Here is a 15,586-nt window from a genome sequence, read left to right as displayed (position 1 = left end):
TACGCCCTCGAACGGTACCCCGCCTCGAGGTCGTCGACCGCGTGGACGACGACGACCTCGTCGTCGGGGAACCGTTCGAGGGCGTACTCGAGGGCCGCCCGCGCGGGCGCCGAGTCGTCGATCGGGACGAGCAGCTGTCTGGTCATGACGGGAGATACGACCACCGGCACCTTCAGTCGTGGCCCAGAGTGGAAAACGGGCGAGTGCTACACCGGGTCGTCGACCTCGAGTGCAGCCTCGAGTCGCTCCCGCTCGGTTCGCAAGGCTTCGAGTTCGTCCGCGACCCGGCCCTCGCGCAGTCGCTCGCGCTCGTCGGCGGTCAGCTGCTCGACGGCCTGGGCCGCCGTCTGGAGCCGATCGTACTCCCCGTCGCGAGCGAGCGCCCGTACCTCCCGAAGTGCGGTGACGGTTTCTTCGTCGGCGACGCGGGCGACGAACGGCCGGAACTCCCGGGTTCGGCGCTCGAGGAGGCCGGCCGGACCGGGCGGCCAGCCGACGGTCAGCGGTTCGCCGTCGATCCCCTCGAGGTAGGTTTGCTGGGTCGCGACCGCCCGCTTGAGCTCGTCGGCGTCCTCGACGTAGTGGGAGAGCTTCGAGCGGGAGTAGTCGGCGTACTCGAGCAGTTCGGGGACCGTGTACTCGCCCGCGGGTCGTTCGAAGACGAACCGCTCCAGATCGTCGGGCGGTAGCTCGAACGGGACGAAGGGGTACCACCGGCTACGCTCGAGCAGCGCGAAGATCTCGCGGGCCGAGGCCTCGAGGCGGTACTCCCGGAACCGTTCCCGGATCAGCTCGTCATAGCGCTCGATCGGCTCTCGCAGGCGCTCGACGGGCGCGCTCAGATCGGCGTTGGCCAGCTCGAGCAGGCGCTCGCGCTCGTCGGTCTCGTCGTCGATCTCTCGGAGCCGCCTGCTCGCGGCCTTGCGCGCCTCCTCGAGGGCCTCGCGGGCCGCGTCGCGCTCCTCGAGTAGCTCGGCGTACCGTTCGGCGGGCCCGAGTGCGTCGTGGGCCCGCTCGAAGTCGGACTCGCTCAGTCGGCGCTTGTCGATCGCGTCGAGGGCGCTCTCGAACGCCTCGCGCCCCTTCAGATCGTCGGGGAGTTCCTCGACCAGCGAGTCGAACTTCCCTTCGAGTTCGACGTAGGCCTTGAAGTTCTCCCGGCCCGTTCCCGTCGCTCGGTCGACGTAGCGCTCGAGCAGCTCCGTCGCGTCCCGGTAGGCCTCGGCGGCCTCGACGACCGCCTCGCCGCCGCCGTCGTCGATCGCCGTTCGCGCCTGCGCGTAGCGCTCGCGGGCGGCTTCGAGTCGCTCGAGGGGCGTCCGGTCGGTCTCGGCGTCGCTCGAGCGGGAGACGCGCTCGCTCATCTTACTCGTACACTGCGTCGGGATCGAACACCCGCTCGCCGACGTTCTCCCCATCGACAGTCCGGTAGAAACAGGAGCGATGCCCCGTGTGACAGGCCCCGCCCTCCTGGTCGACGACGTACAGCAGAGTGTCGGCGTCGCAGTCGACGCGGATCTCCGCGACGTCCTGCGTGTGGCCGCTCGTGGCGCCCTTCTCCCAGAGTTCGTCCCGACTGCGCGAGTAGTAGTGAGCCCGCCCCGTCTCGCGGGTGCGCTCGAGGGCCTCCGGGGAGACGTAGGCGAGCATCAGCACCTCGCCGGTCTCGGCGTCCTGTGCGACGGCCGGAACGAGTCCGTCCTCGCCGAAGTCGACCGCGATCTCGTCCATAGGCGACTCCAGGGCCGTGCCGGCGATAGATCTTTTGCAGTGGAACGACCGACGGGACGGTGGTCGTCGTAGGCGAAACCCGACCGTACGAGTTCGGGTACCACCAACGTTTATCTCTCATCCCGTGGTCGTGAGTTCGCGATGGCCGAGTACACGACCGCGAACTACCACGACGTCGACGATCAGAGCGGACTGCACTTCCTCCGGGACGAACTGAACTGCGAGAACGTCGGTGTTACCGTCCTCGAGTGCGAGCCCGGCTGGGAGGGGATGGAACACGACCACGCCGACGAGGGACAGGAGGAGGTGTACCTGCTTCTGGAGGGAGAGGCGACGGTCACCGTCGAGGGCGAATCAGTCGAGCTGAGCGAAGGCGACGCGATCCGGATTCCGCCGGACGCGACCCACCAGATTCACAACGGCGACGCTGAGAGTCGGTTCGTGCTCGTGGGCGCACCGTGACGGTTGCGAGCCGCCGCGTTCGGCGGTCGAACCCCCACCTGTTTGGCAGTCTCGCCTTGCTCGCGAGCCGTCTCTTCAGGGCATGGACAGGCGCGAACTCCGGCGGGCGTGGGACGAACTCGCCGAACCGTACGCGTCGAGTCGTCGCGCCGACAGCGACGACGCCGCGCTGATCGACGACCTGCTCGAGTCGATCCCGTCGGGCGCGACGGTGCTCGACGTCGGCTGTGGCGACGGTCGACGGACGCTGGCGAATCTCGCGGGCGTCGATCGGATCGGGCTCGACCTCTCACGCCGGCAGCTCGAGCTGGCGGCCGACGCCGTCCCCGAGGCCCGACTCCTGCAGGGCGAGTTGACGGCGCTTCCACTCGCCGCGAACGCCGTCGACGCGATCACGGCCTACCACACGGTCTTTCACGTTCCCCGGGCGGAACACCCCGCCGTCTACGCGGAGTTCGCCCGCGTGCTCCGACCGGGCGGACGGCTCCTGATGACCGGCAGTTCGGGGCGGTACGAGACCGTTCGAGACGACTGGCTCGGAAGCGGCCGGGCGATGTTCTTCAGCACGCCCGGTCCACGCCGGACTCGAGGGGCCCTCGAGCGGGCCGGATTCGAGCTCGACTGGGAGCGAACCGTCGACGACCCGCTCGGAAGCTCGGTGCCGTTCGTGATGGCCACCTATCGAGGCGAGTGACGCGGGTCGGAAAACGAGTTCGAGGTGCCGAACTCAGCTCTGGCCGTTCAGCACGATGTAGTCGACGCCGAGGATCCGCTGGTCCTCGTTGAGTTCTTGCTTTGCTTCCTCGGGAACCAGCCCGTCGACGTTGTACACCGTCAGGGCCTCCCCGCCGATCGTCTCGCGAGCGTTGAACATCCCCGCGATGTTGACGTCGTACTTACCCATCACGCTGCCGATGAGACCGATGACGCCCGGCTCGTCGGTGTTTCGGGTGACGACCATCTTCCCGTGGGGGATCGCGTCGACGCGATAGCCGTCGATCCGGACGATCCGGGGGTCCTCGCCGGCGAACAGCGTCCCGTCGACCGAGATCTCGTCGTCGCCGTTGCCGACGGTCACCGAGATCAGGCTCTGGAAGTCGGCGGCCTGGCGGGTCTTGGACTCGGTGACCTCGACGCCGCGATCCTCGGCGATCTGGGGGGCGTTGACCGCGTTGACCTGCCACTCGAGCGGTTCGAAGACGCCCTTGAGCGCCGAGGCGGTGACGAACTCCAGGTCCTCGTCGGCGATCTCACCCTCGTAAGAGACCTCGACGCGCTCGGTGCGGCCCTCGAGTAGCTGTGCGGCGACCTTACCCGCGGTCTCGGCGATGTCGATGTACGGTTTGACGCGGGGGAACGCACTCTCGTCGATCGAGGGAGCGTTCAGGGCGTTCGCCACCGGTTCGTCGAGGAACGCAGCGGCGACCTGCTCGGCCGTCGAGACGGCGACGTTCTCCTGGGCCGCCTCCGTCGAGGCGCCGAGGTGGGGCGTGACGATGACGTCGTCGTGTTCCAGTAGCGGCGAGTCCTCGGCCAGGGGCTCCTCGGAGAAGACGTCCAGCGCCGCCCCAGCGAGGGTTCCGTCCTCGACCTTCGCGGCGAGGGCGTCCTCCTGGACGATTCCGCCGCGGCCGACGTTGACGAGGTAGCCGCCCTCGAGCAGGTCGAGCTCCTCGGCGCCGATCATCCCCTCGGTCTCCGGGGTCAGCGGCGTGTGGATCGTCAGGAAGTCCGCGCGCTCGAGACACGGCTCGAAGTCGACGAGTTCGGCGCCCAGTCGGTCGGCGCGCTCCTCGGAGATGTAGGGGTCGAAGGCGACGATGTCCATCCCGAGCGAGTCGAGCTTCTTCGCGACCTCCTGGCCGACCCGGCCCAGGCCGACGACGCCCAGGGTCTTGCCGTCGAGTTCGGCGCCGAGGTAGTCGCTTTTGGCCCACTCGCCGTTCTTCAGGCGGATGTGGGCCTGCGGGATCGAGCGGGCGGTCGCGAACGTCATCGCGACGGTGTGCTCGGCCGCCGCGCGGACGTTGCCCTCGGGGGCGTTGGCGACGATAACGCCGTGATCGGTCGCGGCCTCGATGTCAATGTTGTCGACGCCGATTCCGGCCCGGCCGACGATGACGAGCTCCTCGGCGGCCTCGAACAGCGTCTCGTCGACCTCGGTTCCGGAGCGAACGATCAGTCCGTGGGCGTCCGATACTGCTTCGAGCAGATCGTCGCCCTCGAGTTCGTACCCCGTTTCGACCTCGTGGCCGGCATCTCTGAGAACGTCCAGACCCGCGTCCGCAATCGGGTCCGTAACGAGCACCTTCATGCGCGAGACACCGCCTTGGAACGGGTAAACCCTTCCGTTGTCGGCACGGGTGGCAAAAACCGTCACCGGGCGCAAAAACTGCCTCAGATCGTGATCAGGACGGCGCCGACGACCACCAGCACCGCTCCCGCGACCACTCCCCTCGTCACCCGCTCGAGGTCCCGCAGGAGGACGGCGGCGAACACGAGCGTAAAGAACGGTGCGGTCGCGACCAGCGGGTCGACGACGGCGATCCGTCCCGCCTCGAGACCGAGCGCGGCCATCAGTGAGAGCATCGCGACCGTCGTCAGCAGGCCGCTGACGGCGAAGTAGCGGTAGGAGGCGCGAGGGCGCTCGAGGACGTCGCGCCCGCCGACGGCGAGCGCGTAGGCGATCAGGGCGACGAGTCCGGCCGTCTCGTTGATCGCGACGGCCTCGAGCGCCGAGATCGGCGTCTCGAGCATTCCGTACCGGCGGGCGACGTTGGCGACGGCGAACGTCGCGGCGGCCAGGATCGGCCACAGCAGATCCCGCGGCGTCCAGCCGCCGAGGTCGCCGCCTCTCGAGACCGTCAGGGTCGAGAGTCCGGCGACGAGGATCACGATCCCGGCCCCCGTCACCGGACCCAGCGGTTCGCCCAGAACGGCGAGGGCGATCAGCGTCGCGAACAGCGGCCGCGTGCTGAGGATCGTACTGTTGAGGCTCGCGCCGACCCTGTCGACGCCGACGAAGATCGCGATCCGGCCGAGCGCCGTGCCGATCACCCCCGCGAAGGCGAAGACTGCCAGGATCTCGAGGGTCAGTCCGGAGAAGGCAGACCTCCCGTAAAGCGTGGCGATCGCGAGCCAGTACCACAGCAGCTGGACGACCACGACGACCAGCGCGGCCTGGATCGAGCCCCCGCCGCTGGCCATCCCGCGCTTGTCGAAGATCGGCGCGAGCCCCCACAGGATCGCCGGCACCAGCGCGAGTGCTACGACCTCGAGCCCCGTTTCGGTCATTCGTCGTTGCCACCCGTCCGTCCGTCACTGCACATCGACAACAGTCGACACGGTATCGTGATTATCGTTGTGGTACCGGCGGCGTTCGACGCCCGTATAAAAAGCGTCGAGTGCAACATCCAACAGTATATTACCCGCCCTAACCACGGCTTACACGTCTTCGATGTCCCTCCCGACGCACCAGTGGCGGTGGCTACAGCTCGACGGCGCTGGACAGCCGGCGCTGTCGGCGTCGCTGCTCGAGTGGGAGTGGCTATTGCTCTCGTTGATCATCGTCGGTTCGTACCTGCTGGCTCGCCTCGTCCACTGGGCCGGCCGACGGTACCTTCGACCGCTGGACGAGGACGCGCCAACGACGTTCGGCCGGGCGGCCGTCGAGGAGATCTACACGCCGCTTGCGATCTCGATCCTCCTGATCGGGATCTCCGTTTCACTCCAGGCGTTCGGCGTCGTCGAGGCCGAGTCGCTGCTCAGCAACGCCGTCGCGACGGCGCTGACGGTGCTGTGGGCCCGCGCGGCGATCCGGATCGGAAGCCGCTGGCTCGAGGTCGCGAACGGCTCCGAGAACAGCTACGAGTTCGCGCCGATCTTCCAGAACTTCTGGACAATCGGGATGGTCGCGGTCGCCGCACTGGTGATCGTCTCGATCTGGAACCTCCAGGTGACGCCGTTTCTGGCGTCGGCGGGTGTGCTGGGAATCGTCATCGGCTTCGCCGCCCAGGACGCGATCAGCAACCTGATCGGCGGCATCGCGCTGTACTTCGACAACACGTACAAGCCGGGCGACGTCATCCTGCTCGAGGAGGGGATGCGCGGGACGGTCATCGACATCGGCATTCGCTCGACGACGGTCCTCACCCCGGAGAACACGATGGTCACCGTCCCCAACGCCGTGTTGAACTCGACGCAGGTCGTCAACCAGACGGCGCCGCGGCGCCACATCAGGATCGACGTCCCGATCACGGCTGCGTACGGAACCGACTACGAAACCGTCGAGCGGATCGCCATGGAGGTCGCCGAGGACGCCCCGATGATTCGCGACTCGCCGCGGCCGCGCGTGCTGTTCGACGAGTTCGGCGACTCCGCGCTCGTTTTCGAACTGCAGGCGTACATCACGCATCCGTTGACCGAGAAGCGAGCTATCGACCAGCTCAACCGCCGCATCTACGATCGCTTCGCCGACGCGGGGATCACGATCCCGTTCCCCCAGCGCGAGCTTTCGTTCCTCGAGGAGTCGGCCGGGGCGGACCAGCGCCTCGACTTCCGCGAGCCGGACGAACCGACGGGCGGGCGCGGCGAACGGGCGGACGAAGCCGACCAGCCCGCGGAGTCGCCGCCGAGCGGTCCGAGCCCCGACGAGTAAGGATCCCGTTCGAGCTGTCGGGCGGGACACCACGGTACACGTTCCCGCGTCGGATTATGCGGACTCGTCCGCGGTCGTCGTTTCGATCGGCGCGCGCTCGAGCAGCCGCGGCAGGACGGCGACGGCGGCGCCGAGGGAGACGAACAGGGCGACCGAGAGCGTCGTCGAGACCACCATCGAGACGTCGACGGCGATCGAGAGCGCCTCCTGCTCGGAGCCGACCTCGCCGGCGGCAGGGTCGCTCTCCTCGGGTACCCACCGCGTGACCGTTCCGAGCGCGACCAGCGGAACGACGTAGGTCGCGGTCAGCGTCCCGACGAGAACCCCGGCGCTCCGGGCGGTCTCGAGGCGAACGTACCGAGCGAGCAGGTAACCGACGAGGCCGAGAACGAGGAGCGGCACCAGCGCCGAGACGTGGGAGGCGAACATCCCCATCGGAGCATACAGCCCGCGAGCCGCTTCCCCACCCTCCACGATCACCGCACCGTGGCTGCCGAGCATCGTAAAGCTCGAGATCACCCACCGGCTCGGTTCGTTCTCGACCTGCGCGAACAGTCCCGTTCCGAACAGCGATCCGGCGAGCTGGTAGCTCACCAGGAAGACCGCCGCGAACGCGCCCAGTCCCGACGCCGCACCGACCGCCCAGGGCGGGGCCTCGACGGTCGGGCGACGGCCGCGCTCGACCGACCGGTCCGGATCGTCGTCCCCGTCGTCGGGATCCTCCCGACGATCGGACTCCTGTGACTCGTCCTCGAGCGACGGCCCCTTGTCGTACTCGAGTCGTCTCTCGGTTGACATAGCGCGGTAGTTGAAGCGCGTCGCTAACAGCTTTCGGGTGCGTTTCACCTCGAGTGAGCGCCGACGTGGATGCCGGTTGCTCTCGGGACGGAACCTGAACTGGTTTATCCCGGGCCCCACAACGGGCGAGCGATGACAGTCGTTGCGTTCGATTTCGACGGGACGCTCTCGGACTCCGAGATGACCGTCCTTCTAGGGAAGCAGTGTGGTGTCGCCGACGAGATGGCCGAGATCACCGAACGGTCGATGAACGACGAGATCGAGTACGCCGAGAGCCTCCGCAAGCGGGCGGCGCTGCTCGAGGGGCTCGACGAGGAAGCGGTCGCAGCCGCCTTCGCCGAGGTCGAACTCCGCGAGGGGGCGGGGGCGCTGATCGAGTCGCTGAACGACGCGGGCGTCACGACCGCGATCCTCACGGGCGGGTTCGAGCGCGGCGTCGAGGCCGCCCTCGAGCGCGAGGGCGTGACGGTCGATCACATCGTCTCGAACCGGCTGCCGATGGCCGACGGTAAGCTCACCGGCGACGTCGAGGGGTCGCTGATCGAGGGGACCAAAGACACCGCGCTCGAGGACCTCGCGACCCACGTCGACGCCGAACTCGAGGAGACCGTCGCGGTGGGCGACGGGGCGAACGATCTTCCGATGCTCCGGGTCGCCGGCCTCTCGATCGGGTTCGATCCGAAGCCCGCCGTCGAACCCCACTGCGAGGTCGTCGTCGACTCGATGGCCGAGGTTCGTGACACGTTACTCGCCGAGGGCGTGCTGGACCGCGAGTAACACGAAACCCGTCGGCCAGCGCTGAATTTCTACGGTAACGGCCCATTTCGATACCAAGAGAGTTATTTACTCAGGGTCGAGTAAGTTGTCTCGATGATGTGGCAAGACCTGGTGTTCATGGTAGGCAGCACGCTCTCGATCCTCTTTCTCGCCCCGACGCTGCGGGACGCGAGCGCCCGCGTTCCCCTCGGGACGAGCATCCCGTCGATGGGGATCGGGATGGTGTACGGCACGACGTTTCTGACCCTCGGAATGACCTTCTCGGCGCTCGGCGCCTACGCGGCGGGGTCGATGTGGTCGCTGATCGCGGCGTTTCGCTCGCCCCAGCGACCGGTCCAACAGCTGTTGCGGTTGACCGGCCTCTCGCTTTTCGCGCGGGACGTGCAACGGTGGGTGGATCGACGGCGCGACGACCGACGACTCGGCGAGCAGTACGTTCCGGTCGAGCAGCCGTCGGCCGCTCGTGGCGACTGACGAGGCCGAGCGTTCCGACCCACGCCCGAAACGACCGATTACGGCGAGACGCTATTACTTCGAGAAGAGACTCGTGTGCACCGGCGCGAACGAGTCGTCGACGCTTTCGGTTTCGGGGTTCGTGTCCGTGATCGTTCGTCCGGAGAGTCCGCTCTCGAGCAGTTCTGACAGCGGCGGCCCAACTTTCTCGGGTTCGACGAGAAAGGCGTCGTGGCCGTGGTCGGAGTCGACGACGTGGTGGGCGACGTCGACGTCGGCCTCGCGGGCGGCCTCGGCGACGACCTCGGCCTGCTCGACGGTGAAGTGCCAGTCGCCGGTAAACGAGAGGAGCAGCAACTCGCCCTCGAACGCCGCCAGCGCGTCGGCGTCCGACTCGTAGCCCGCCGAGAGGTCGAAGTCGTCCATCGCCCGTGTCAGGTAGAGGTAGCTGTTGGCGTCGAAGCGGTCGGTGAACTTCTCGGCCTGGTAGTCGAGGTAGGACTCGACCTCGCGATAGGGGAAGAAGGCGGCCGCGGGGTCGGGCGGGGTCTCGTGGACCGTCTCGCGGCCGGCCGACCGGCGCCCGAACTTCCGGGCCATCGAGGCCTTCGAGAGGTACATGATGTGGCCGATCTGGCGGGCGCGAGCCAGTCCTTCCTCGGGCTCTGCCCCCCCGTAGTAGTGGCCGCCGTTCCAGTTCGGATCGCTCGTGATCGCCCGGCGCGCGACGGTGTCGAGCGCGAGACACTGCGCGTCGAGTCTGGCGGCCGTCGCGACCCCCGCGGCCCGGTCGACGTCGTCGGGATAGCGTCGGAGCCAGTCCAGAACGTTCATCCCGCCGACGCTGCCGCCGACAACGGCACGGAGTCGGCCGACGCCGAGTTCGTCGAGCAGCCGTCGCTGGGCGCGGGTCCAGTCGCCGATGGTCACCGGCGGAAAGTCGGTCCCGTACGGCTCCCCGGTTTCGGGGTTCGTACTCGAGGGCCCCGTCGTCCCGTAACACGAGCCCGGCGCGTTCGCACAGACGACGTAGTACTCGGTGGTGTCGATCGCCTTCCCCGGGCCGACGACGTCGCCCCACCAGGCTCGAGCCTGGCCCGCGGTCCCGTCGCCGGCGTCGGGTCGACGGGCGACGTGGGCGCTACCCGTCAGGGCGTGACAGATCAGCACCGCGTTATCTCCCGTGAAATCGCCGTACGTCTCGTAGGCGACCTCAAGGCTCGGGATCGTCTCCCCCGACTGGAACTGGAACTCGCCGAGGTCGACCGTCTCCTTCGTCGTCACGGGTTACCCCTCGCGAGCCGCGCGTGTAGCTTCGTCGATCGCTCCCTCGAGGTCCGCGAGGATGTCCTCGGGGTCCTCGATCCCGACGGACATCCGGACGAGATCCGGCGTGACGCCGGCCTCTTGCTGTTCCTCGGGGGTGAGCTGACCGTGGGTCGTGCTCGCCGGATGGATGACCAGCGTCTTCGCGTCGCCGATGTTCGCGAGGAACTGGGCGACCTCGACGTTCTCGCAGAACGTCTTCCCGGCCTCGTACCCGCCGCGCTCGCCCGCGCCCTCGAGCCCGAACGCGATCATCCCGCCGTAATCCGAGAGGTACCGGGAGGCGTTGTCGTGGGTTGGATGCGAGTCGAGTCCCGGGTAGGTGACCCAGGCGACGTCCTCGTGTTCGTTCAGATAGTCGGCGACGATCGCGGCGTTCTCGCAGTGTTTCTCGACGCGCAGGGAGAGACTCTCGAGGCCCTGCAGGGTCTGCCAGGCGTCGAACGGCGACTGCTGGTTGCCCAGGCTGCGCAGCGAGCGGTATCGTGCGGCTGCGGCGAAGGGCGCCTCGGGAAAGTCCCGCGAGAAGTCGACGTCGTGGTAGGCGTGGTTCTGGCCGGCGATCTCGTCGTAGCCGTGCTCGCCCCACGGGAAGGAACCGCCGTCGACGAGGATCCCGCCCACCGTCGTTCCGGAGCCGTGGAGCCACTTCGTCGTCGACTCCCAGACGACGTCGGCGCCGTGTTCGAACGGTCGACACAGCGCGGGCGTCGCGAACGTGTTGTCCACCACGAGCGGGACGCCGTTGTCGTGGGCGATCTCGGCGACGCGCTCGAAGTCGGGCGTCACCAGCGAGGGGTTACCGACGGTCTCGACGTGGACGAACGCGGTGTCCTCGTCGATCGCCTCCTCGTAGGCCTCGTACTCGAGCGTCGAGACGAACCTGGTCTCGATGTCCCGTCGAGTGGCGGTCTTCGAGAAGTACGCCGTCGTCCCGCCGTAGGTGTCCGTCGAGCAGACGACGTTGTCGCCTGCCTCGGCGAGGATCAACACCGCCGAGTCGAGGGCAGCCATCCCGCTGCCGGTCGCGACCGCGCCCGCACCGCCCTCGAGCGATGTCAGGCGGTCCTCGAGCACTCGTACCGTGGGGTTGGCGATCCGCGAGTAGATGAACCCCTCCCCCTCGAGGGCGTACAGCTCCGCGGCGGCGTCGGCGTCGTCGAAGACGTAGGAGGTCGTCTGGTAGAGCGGCGGTGCCATCGCGCCCGTCGCGGGATCCGGCGACTGTCCGGCGTGGACGCTGCGTGTTCCGAATCGCGGCTCGGACCGATCGCTGCGCCCGTCGCTCGCGTCGTCACTCATGTTTAGTACGCATACTTCTCCACGTTCATATGCGTCCCAGTAACGGCAAAAACCGCAGGGCCGAACGGTTCCGGACGAACGGCTTCTTAGGCGACGAGCGCGAACCAGGGGCCGTGCACTCGAGTGACCGCGACCGAATCCTCCTCGCGGCGGTCGTTTTCGCGGTGCTGTTCTCGCAGCTGTTGCTCTACCCCGGCGTCGCGACGCTCGTCGAGACGCTGGGCGCCGAGGCGACGGCCTCGCCGTTCGCCGAAACTGCGCTGGACGCGAGCATGTGGTTCCTGGTGAGCGAGTTCGCGGCCTACGTCGCCTTCGTCGGGGTCTGGGGGCTCGCGAGCGACGCGGTAGGCCGTCGTCGCCCGTTCATCGTCGCCGGCGCGCTGGCCGGCGCGGTCGGCTACGCCGCCCTCGCCGCCGCACCCCTCCTCGGCAGCGTCCCGTTCGAGGGCGTGCTCGTCCTGCGGCTCTTCCAGGGAGCGATGACGATCGGCGCGTTCTCGCTGACGATGACGATGCTGATGGACCTCGAGGGCGGTCACGGACGAAACATGGGCGCGGCCGGGATCGCGATCGGACTCGGAGCCGCCCTCGGCGCTCCCGTCGGCGGACAGCTGACGGAGCTCCACCCGCTGGCGCCGCTGGTCGTCGCGTCCGTCCTGCTGGTCTGTGTCGGCGCGCTGGTCTCGTTCGCCCCCGACAGGACCGGTGGGAATCGACGATCCGCTCGAGCCCTCGTGGAGGGGGTCCGACGGCGACCGACCCTGACGATCCCCTACGCGTTCGGGTTCGTCGATCGGCTGACAGCCGGCTTCTTCGCGCTGGTCGGGACCCTGTACTTCCAGGAGGCGTTCGGACTCGGCCCCGGCGCAACCGGACTCATGCTGGCGTGCTTTTTCGCCCCCTTCGCCCTGCTGCAGTACCCGATGGGTGTGCTCTCGGATCGGATCGGGCGAACGATCCCGATCGTCGTCGGCTCGCTGTGTTACGGCGTCGGGATCCTCGCGGTCGGCGCCGCGCCGACGGTCTCGACCGCCGCCGCCGCGATGGTCGCCGTCGGCGTCCTCGGCGCACTGGTTTCGCCGGCGACGATGGCGCTCGTCACCGACATCGCGCACGAGCGCGAGCGCGGAATCGCGATGGCCGGCTTCAACCTCGCCGGGAGCCTCGGCTTCCTCGGCGGATTCCTGATCGGCGGGAGCGTCGCCGGCAGCTACGGCTACGGCTCGGCGTTTCTCGCCGTCGGCGGCCTCGAGATCCTGATCGCGCTCGTCGCCGTCCCCGTCTTCCTGCGGCTGTCGGTCGATCGCAGCGAGGCGTTCCGTGCGAGCGAGGGTGGTGACGGCTGACGGATATCTCCGATTTCGGGGATGAATCGGGCCAGTCAATATTACCGAAAACCATGGTATGAGACCTCATGGCGACGCTCGGATGGAGGGTTGCAATTTTTATGTACTCGGTTCCAACCCATCGGTGATGACACGAGATAACGGCATTTCGCGACGGACCGCGATGAAGGTCACGGGTGCTGCGGCTGCGACGACGCTCGTTGCAGGCTGTGGTGACAACGGCGACGACGACGAGAACGGCGACGACGAGAACGGCGAGAACGGCGAGAACGGCGCCGACGGCGACGGCGTCGAGATCGAGCCCGGCGAGCGCATCGTTCTCTTCGGCGATTCGGCCGGCTGGGAGGGCGAGGAGCCCGAAGACATCGAAGGCGAGGAGAACCCCACGCTGATCCTCGAGGAAGGCGAGGAGTACGAGATCGGCTGGGAAGAGGGCGACGGCACCCAGCACAACATCGAGATCGTCGACGAGGACGACGACGTCGTCGACGACCTCTCGACCGACAACAGCGAGGAAGGTGGCGACGACCAGTTCCTCGAGTTCGAGGCCAGCGACGATATGGCCGAGTACGTCTGCCGTCCCCACGAGAACGCGATGCGCGGCGCCCTCGAGATCGAGGAAGGCGAGAACGGCGCCGACGACGAAGAGGAGGACGACGAGGAGAACGGCGCTGACGACGAGAACGGTGCCGACGACGAGGAGAACGGCGCTGACGACGAGAACGGTGCCGACGACGAGGAGAACGGCGACGACGAACTCGTCGGCGACGACGAAGACGACGAGTAACCCACTCGCCTCGCGCAACGATTCACCCATTTTTGTGGCGCCCACGATGACAGAGCGGTAGCTCCCTCGAGCGACCGCGCTACGGTCCGGACGTCGGAGTCGCCGGTCGTACTCGGCCCTCGAGCAGCAGCCGAATCGCGATCGTTCGTTTCAGTTCCGGACGTCTCTGACTGATGTCGATGACGCCCGCCGGCACACGCGACGGATCGGTCACGTCCCTCGACTCGAGACCGCTGGCGTTCGTGCCGAAAATTCGTTCCGTCTCAGTTACTAACATACACCGTTCTTCCCGTGTTCATAGCTAGCAAATCTCTCCGAATTCGGTACGTAGCACCACTCTACACCCGAATATCAAAATACAAATCCCCCCGGGCCATTTCGTGATAAAATGACTTCACAGCGAGATATCTTCCTCTTCGTTGCGCTCGCAGTCGCCTGGGGGACGGCCTTCGGCGCGGTCGAGGTCGGCCTGGAGACGCTCCCGCCGATCCTCTTCGCCGCGCTCCGACTCGACGGCGCGGTCCTCCTGTTCGTCGCGGCCGTCGCCGCGCTCGGCTACGAGTGGCGACCGCGAACCAGGGCGGACTGGGTTACGATTATCGTTTCGGGCGGGCTGATCGTCGGCGGCCACTACGGGCTCATGTTCCTCGGCCAGTCGTACGTCTCGAGTGCGGTCGCGGCGATCGTGCTCAGCCTGACGCCGATCGTGACGCCCCCGCTCGCGCTGGCGTTGTTGCCCCGCGAACGGATCCGTGCGCCGGCAGTCGTCGGGCTCGGACTCGGACTGGCCGGCGTCGTCATGATCGCCCTTTCGGGTGGCTCGCTCGATGGACAGGTCGTCGGCGTCGCCCTCCTGTTCGGCTCGTCGCTCGTGTTCGCGATCGGCTCGGTGCTGACCGAACGGACTCGAGGGACGCTGCCGCTGCTCCCGCTCCAGACGTGGGCGATGGCCGTCGGCGCCGCCATGCTTCACGCGCTGAGCGTCGCCCACCCCGGTGAGAGCATGGCCGGACTCCGGGCCGCGCTGACGGCCGAGACGACCGCGGCGCTCGCGTACCTCGCGATCGTCTCCACCGCGGGCGGCTTCCTGGCGTACTTCGTCCTGCTCGAGCGCGTCGGCGCGAGCGAGCTCAGCCTCGTCAACTACGCCTCGCCCGTCATCGCGGCGCTGGTCGGCTGGGCGCTGCTCGGCGAGACGATCACACTCGCGACGATCGGCGGGTTCGCGCTGATCATCGCCGGCTTCGCGCTGTGTAAGATCGGCGCGCTCTGGAAGCTCGGCGCCCCCGTCGTCGGCTACGGCCCGACCCGGCCCGCGGCCGCGGCGGCCAGAGCCGGCGACATCGTCGTCGACGGTAACGTCTACGTCGCCGGCACCGACAGCTACGCCGGCCGGGCGCAGTCGGCGGACTGATCGGCGGTGATCGACCGTCCGACACACGACAAGTCGTCTGCTGCGGGCCGAACGGGGCGCTCGTCGGTTCGGACGTCGGAACCGCAGTCTTCCTCGCGGCGTTCGGACTGGTCGCGCTGGTCCGCTGCCACGCGAAACTCGACCACGGCTCGAGACGATCGGAAACGATGAAACCGCGGTAGAGTCGAAGCCGAACTGCTCGAGCTGTGGCGCCCGGGTCGCGGTCGACGCCGACCGCTGTGAGCACTGCGCCCGTTCGTCGACGGTAGCGCTGCCTCCGCCGACGTCGACCGGGACCGGGTCGACGGTCCAGCGAGCGATGAGACGCCGAACTACGGCTGGATCGACGAGTGATACGGTTTGCTGTAACGGTGTACCGGTGAGACCGCGACCGTCGTGCGGTCCCGACCTACGGTAGACAGTATGAGACGACGCGTCGGTAGCGTCGTCGACGCGACGGCCGCCCGTTCGGTCCGGACCGACGACGCTTCCGGTCCTGTGCCATTCACAACTACCATACCGTCTCGCGACGC

At 67.9% G+C, this 15,586-nt stretch carries 16 protein-coding genes; 8 read left to right on the top strand and 8 right to left on the bottom strand.

Annotated elements, in window-relative coordinates; translation table 11 throughout:
* The 3 genes from QA609_RS04555 to hisI form a co-directional block, all read right to left on the bottom strand.
* On the bottom strand, positions 1–146 hold a 146-nt coding region (locus QA609_RS04555), incomplete at its 3' end, for a universal stress protein (protein ID WP_278301398.1).
* A gap of 60 nt (positions 147–206) precedes the next feature.
* A complete protein-coding gene (locus tag QA609_RS04550; RefSeq protein WP_278301392.1) occupies positions 207–1,364 on the bottom strand; it encodes a hypothetical protein in 1,158 nt (385 codons plus the stop codon).
* 1 nt (position 1,365) lies between these two features.
* On the bottom strand, positions 1,366–1,731 hold the full coding sequence (hisI, locus tag QA609_RS04545) for a phosphoribosyl-AMP cyclohydrolase (protein ID WP_278301391.1): 366 nt from the start codon (positions 1,729–1,731) through the stop codon (positions 1,366–1,368).
* 141 nt (positions 1,732–1,872) lie between these two features.
* On the opposite strand from hisI, the gene QA609_RS04540 reads away from it, so the two are divergent.
* Positions 1,873–2,193 carry a cupin domain-containing protein gene (locus QA609_RS04540; protein WP_278301390.1) on the top strand — a complete coding sequence of 107 codons (321 nt, stop codon included), beginning with the start codon at positions 1,873–1,875 and terminating at the stop codon, positions 2,191–2,193.
* Between the two features lie 82 nt (positions 2,194–2,275).
* Positions 2,276–2,887: a class I SAM-dependent methyltransferase gene (locus tag QA609_RS04535; RefSeq protein ID WP_278301389.1), complete on the top strand. Its 612-nt coding sequence runs from the start codon at positions 2,276–2,278 to the stop codon at positions 2,885–2,887.
* Positions 2,888–2,920: 33 nt separating this feature from the next.
* On the opposite strand, the gene serA is transcribed toward QA609_RS04535, so the two are convergent.
* On the bottom strand, positions 2,921–4,507 hold the full coding sequence (gene serA / locus QA609_RS04530; protein WP_278301388.1) for a phosphoglycerate dehydrogenase: 1,587 nt from the start codon (positions 4,505–4,507) through the stop codon (positions 2,921–2,923).
* Positions 4,508–4,590: 83 nt separating this feature from the next.
* Entirely contained in the window at positions 4,591–5,487 is an 897-nt protein-coding gene (locus tag QA609_RS04525; RefSeq protein WP_278301387.1) for a DMT family transporter, read from the bottom strand.
* A gap of 163 nt (positions 5,488–5,650) precedes the next feature.
* Between QA609_RS04525 and QA609_RS04520 the strand changes: the two genes are divergently transcribed.
* Positions 5,651–6,850 (top strand): mechanosensitive ion channel family protein, encoded by a 1,200-nt coding sequence (locus tag QA609_RS04520; protein WP_278301386.1) that lies wholly within the window; start codon positions 5,651–5,653, stop codon positions 6,848–6,850.
* A gap of 54 nt (positions 6,851–6,904) precedes the next feature.
* Here the strand turns inward: QA609_RS04520 and QA609_RS04515 are convergent, their stop codons facing one another.
* On the bottom strand, positions 6,905–7,648 hold the full coding sequence (locus QA609_RS04515; RefSeq protein ID WP_278301385.1) for a hypothetical protein: 744 nt from the start codon (positions 7,646–7,648) through the stop codon (positions 6,905–6,907).
* Between the two features lie 132 nt (positions 7,649–7,780).
* On the opposite strand from QA609_RS04515, the gene serB reads away from it, so the two are divergent.
* The gene (gene serB, locus QA609_RS04510) at positions 7,781–8,425 is read left to right on the top strand and encodes a phosphoserine phosphatase SerB (protein WP_278301384.1); all 645 of its coding nucleotides are present in this window, start codon (positions 7,781–7,783) and stop codon (positions 8,423–8,425) included.
* Positions 8,426–8,518: 93 nt separating this feature from the next.
* Positions 8,519–8,899, top strand: coding sequence for a hypothetical protein (locus QA609_RS04505; RefSeq protein WP_278301383.1), 381 nt, complete (start codon positions 8,519–8,521; stop codon positions 8,897–8,899).
* 54 nt (positions 8,900–8,953) lie between these two features.
* On the opposite strand, the gene metX is transcribed toward QA609_RS04505, so the two are convergent.
* Positions 8,954–10,162 (bottom strand): homoserine O-acetyltransferase, encoded by a 1,209-nt coding sequence (gene metX, locus QA609_RS04500; RefSeq protein ID WP_278301382.1) that lies wholly within the window; start codon positions 10,160–10,162, stop codon positions 8,954–8,956.
* 3 nt (positions 10,163–10,165) lie between these two features.
* On the bottom strand, positions 10,166–11,506 hold the full coding sequence (locus QA609_RS04495) for an O-acetylhomoserine aminocarboxypropyltransferase/cysteine synthase family protein (protein WP_278301381.1): 1,341 nt from the start codon (positions 11,504–11,506) through the stop codon (positions 10,166–10,168).
* Positions 11,507–11,619: 113 nt separating this feature from the next.
* Between QA609_RS04495 and QA609_RS04490 the strand changes: the two genes are divergently transcribed.
* The 3 genes from QA609_RS04490 (at position 11,620) to QA609_RS04480 (ending at position 15,053) form a co-directional block, all read left to right on the top strand.
* Positions 11,620–12,852 carry an MFS transporter gene (locus tag QA609_RS04490; RefSeq protein WP_278301397.1) on the top strand — a complete coding sequence of 411 codons (1,233 nt, stop codon included), beginning with the start codon at positions 11,620–11,622 and terminating at the stop codon, positions 12,850–12,852.
* Positions 12,853–12,979: 127 nt separating this feature from the next.
* Positions 12,980–13,639, top strand: coding sequence for a twin-arginine translocation signal domain-containing protein (locus QA609_RS04485; protein WP_278301380.1), 660 nt, complete (start codon positions 12,980–12,982; stop codon positions 13,637–13,639).
* A gap of 388 nt (positions 13,640–14,027) precedes the next feature.
* Positions 14,028–15,053 carry a DMT family transporter gene (locus QA609_RS04480; RefSeq protein ID WP_278301379.1) on the top strand — a complete coding sequence of 342 codons (1,026 nt, stop codon included), beginning with the start codon at positions 14,028–14,030 and terminating at the stop codon, positions 15,051–15,053.
* The last annotated feature ends 533 nt before the right edge of the window (positions 15,054–15,586 follow it).

Origin of the sequence: Natronococcus sp. A-GB7, from assembly GCF_029688865.1 — an archaeon.
Lineage (GTDB): Archaea > Halobacteriota > Halobacteria > Halobacteriales > Natrialbaceae > Natronococcus.
The sequence above is the reverse complement of the archived record's forward strand: the minus strand, read 5'-3'. Positions and strand labels throughout refer to the sequence as shown.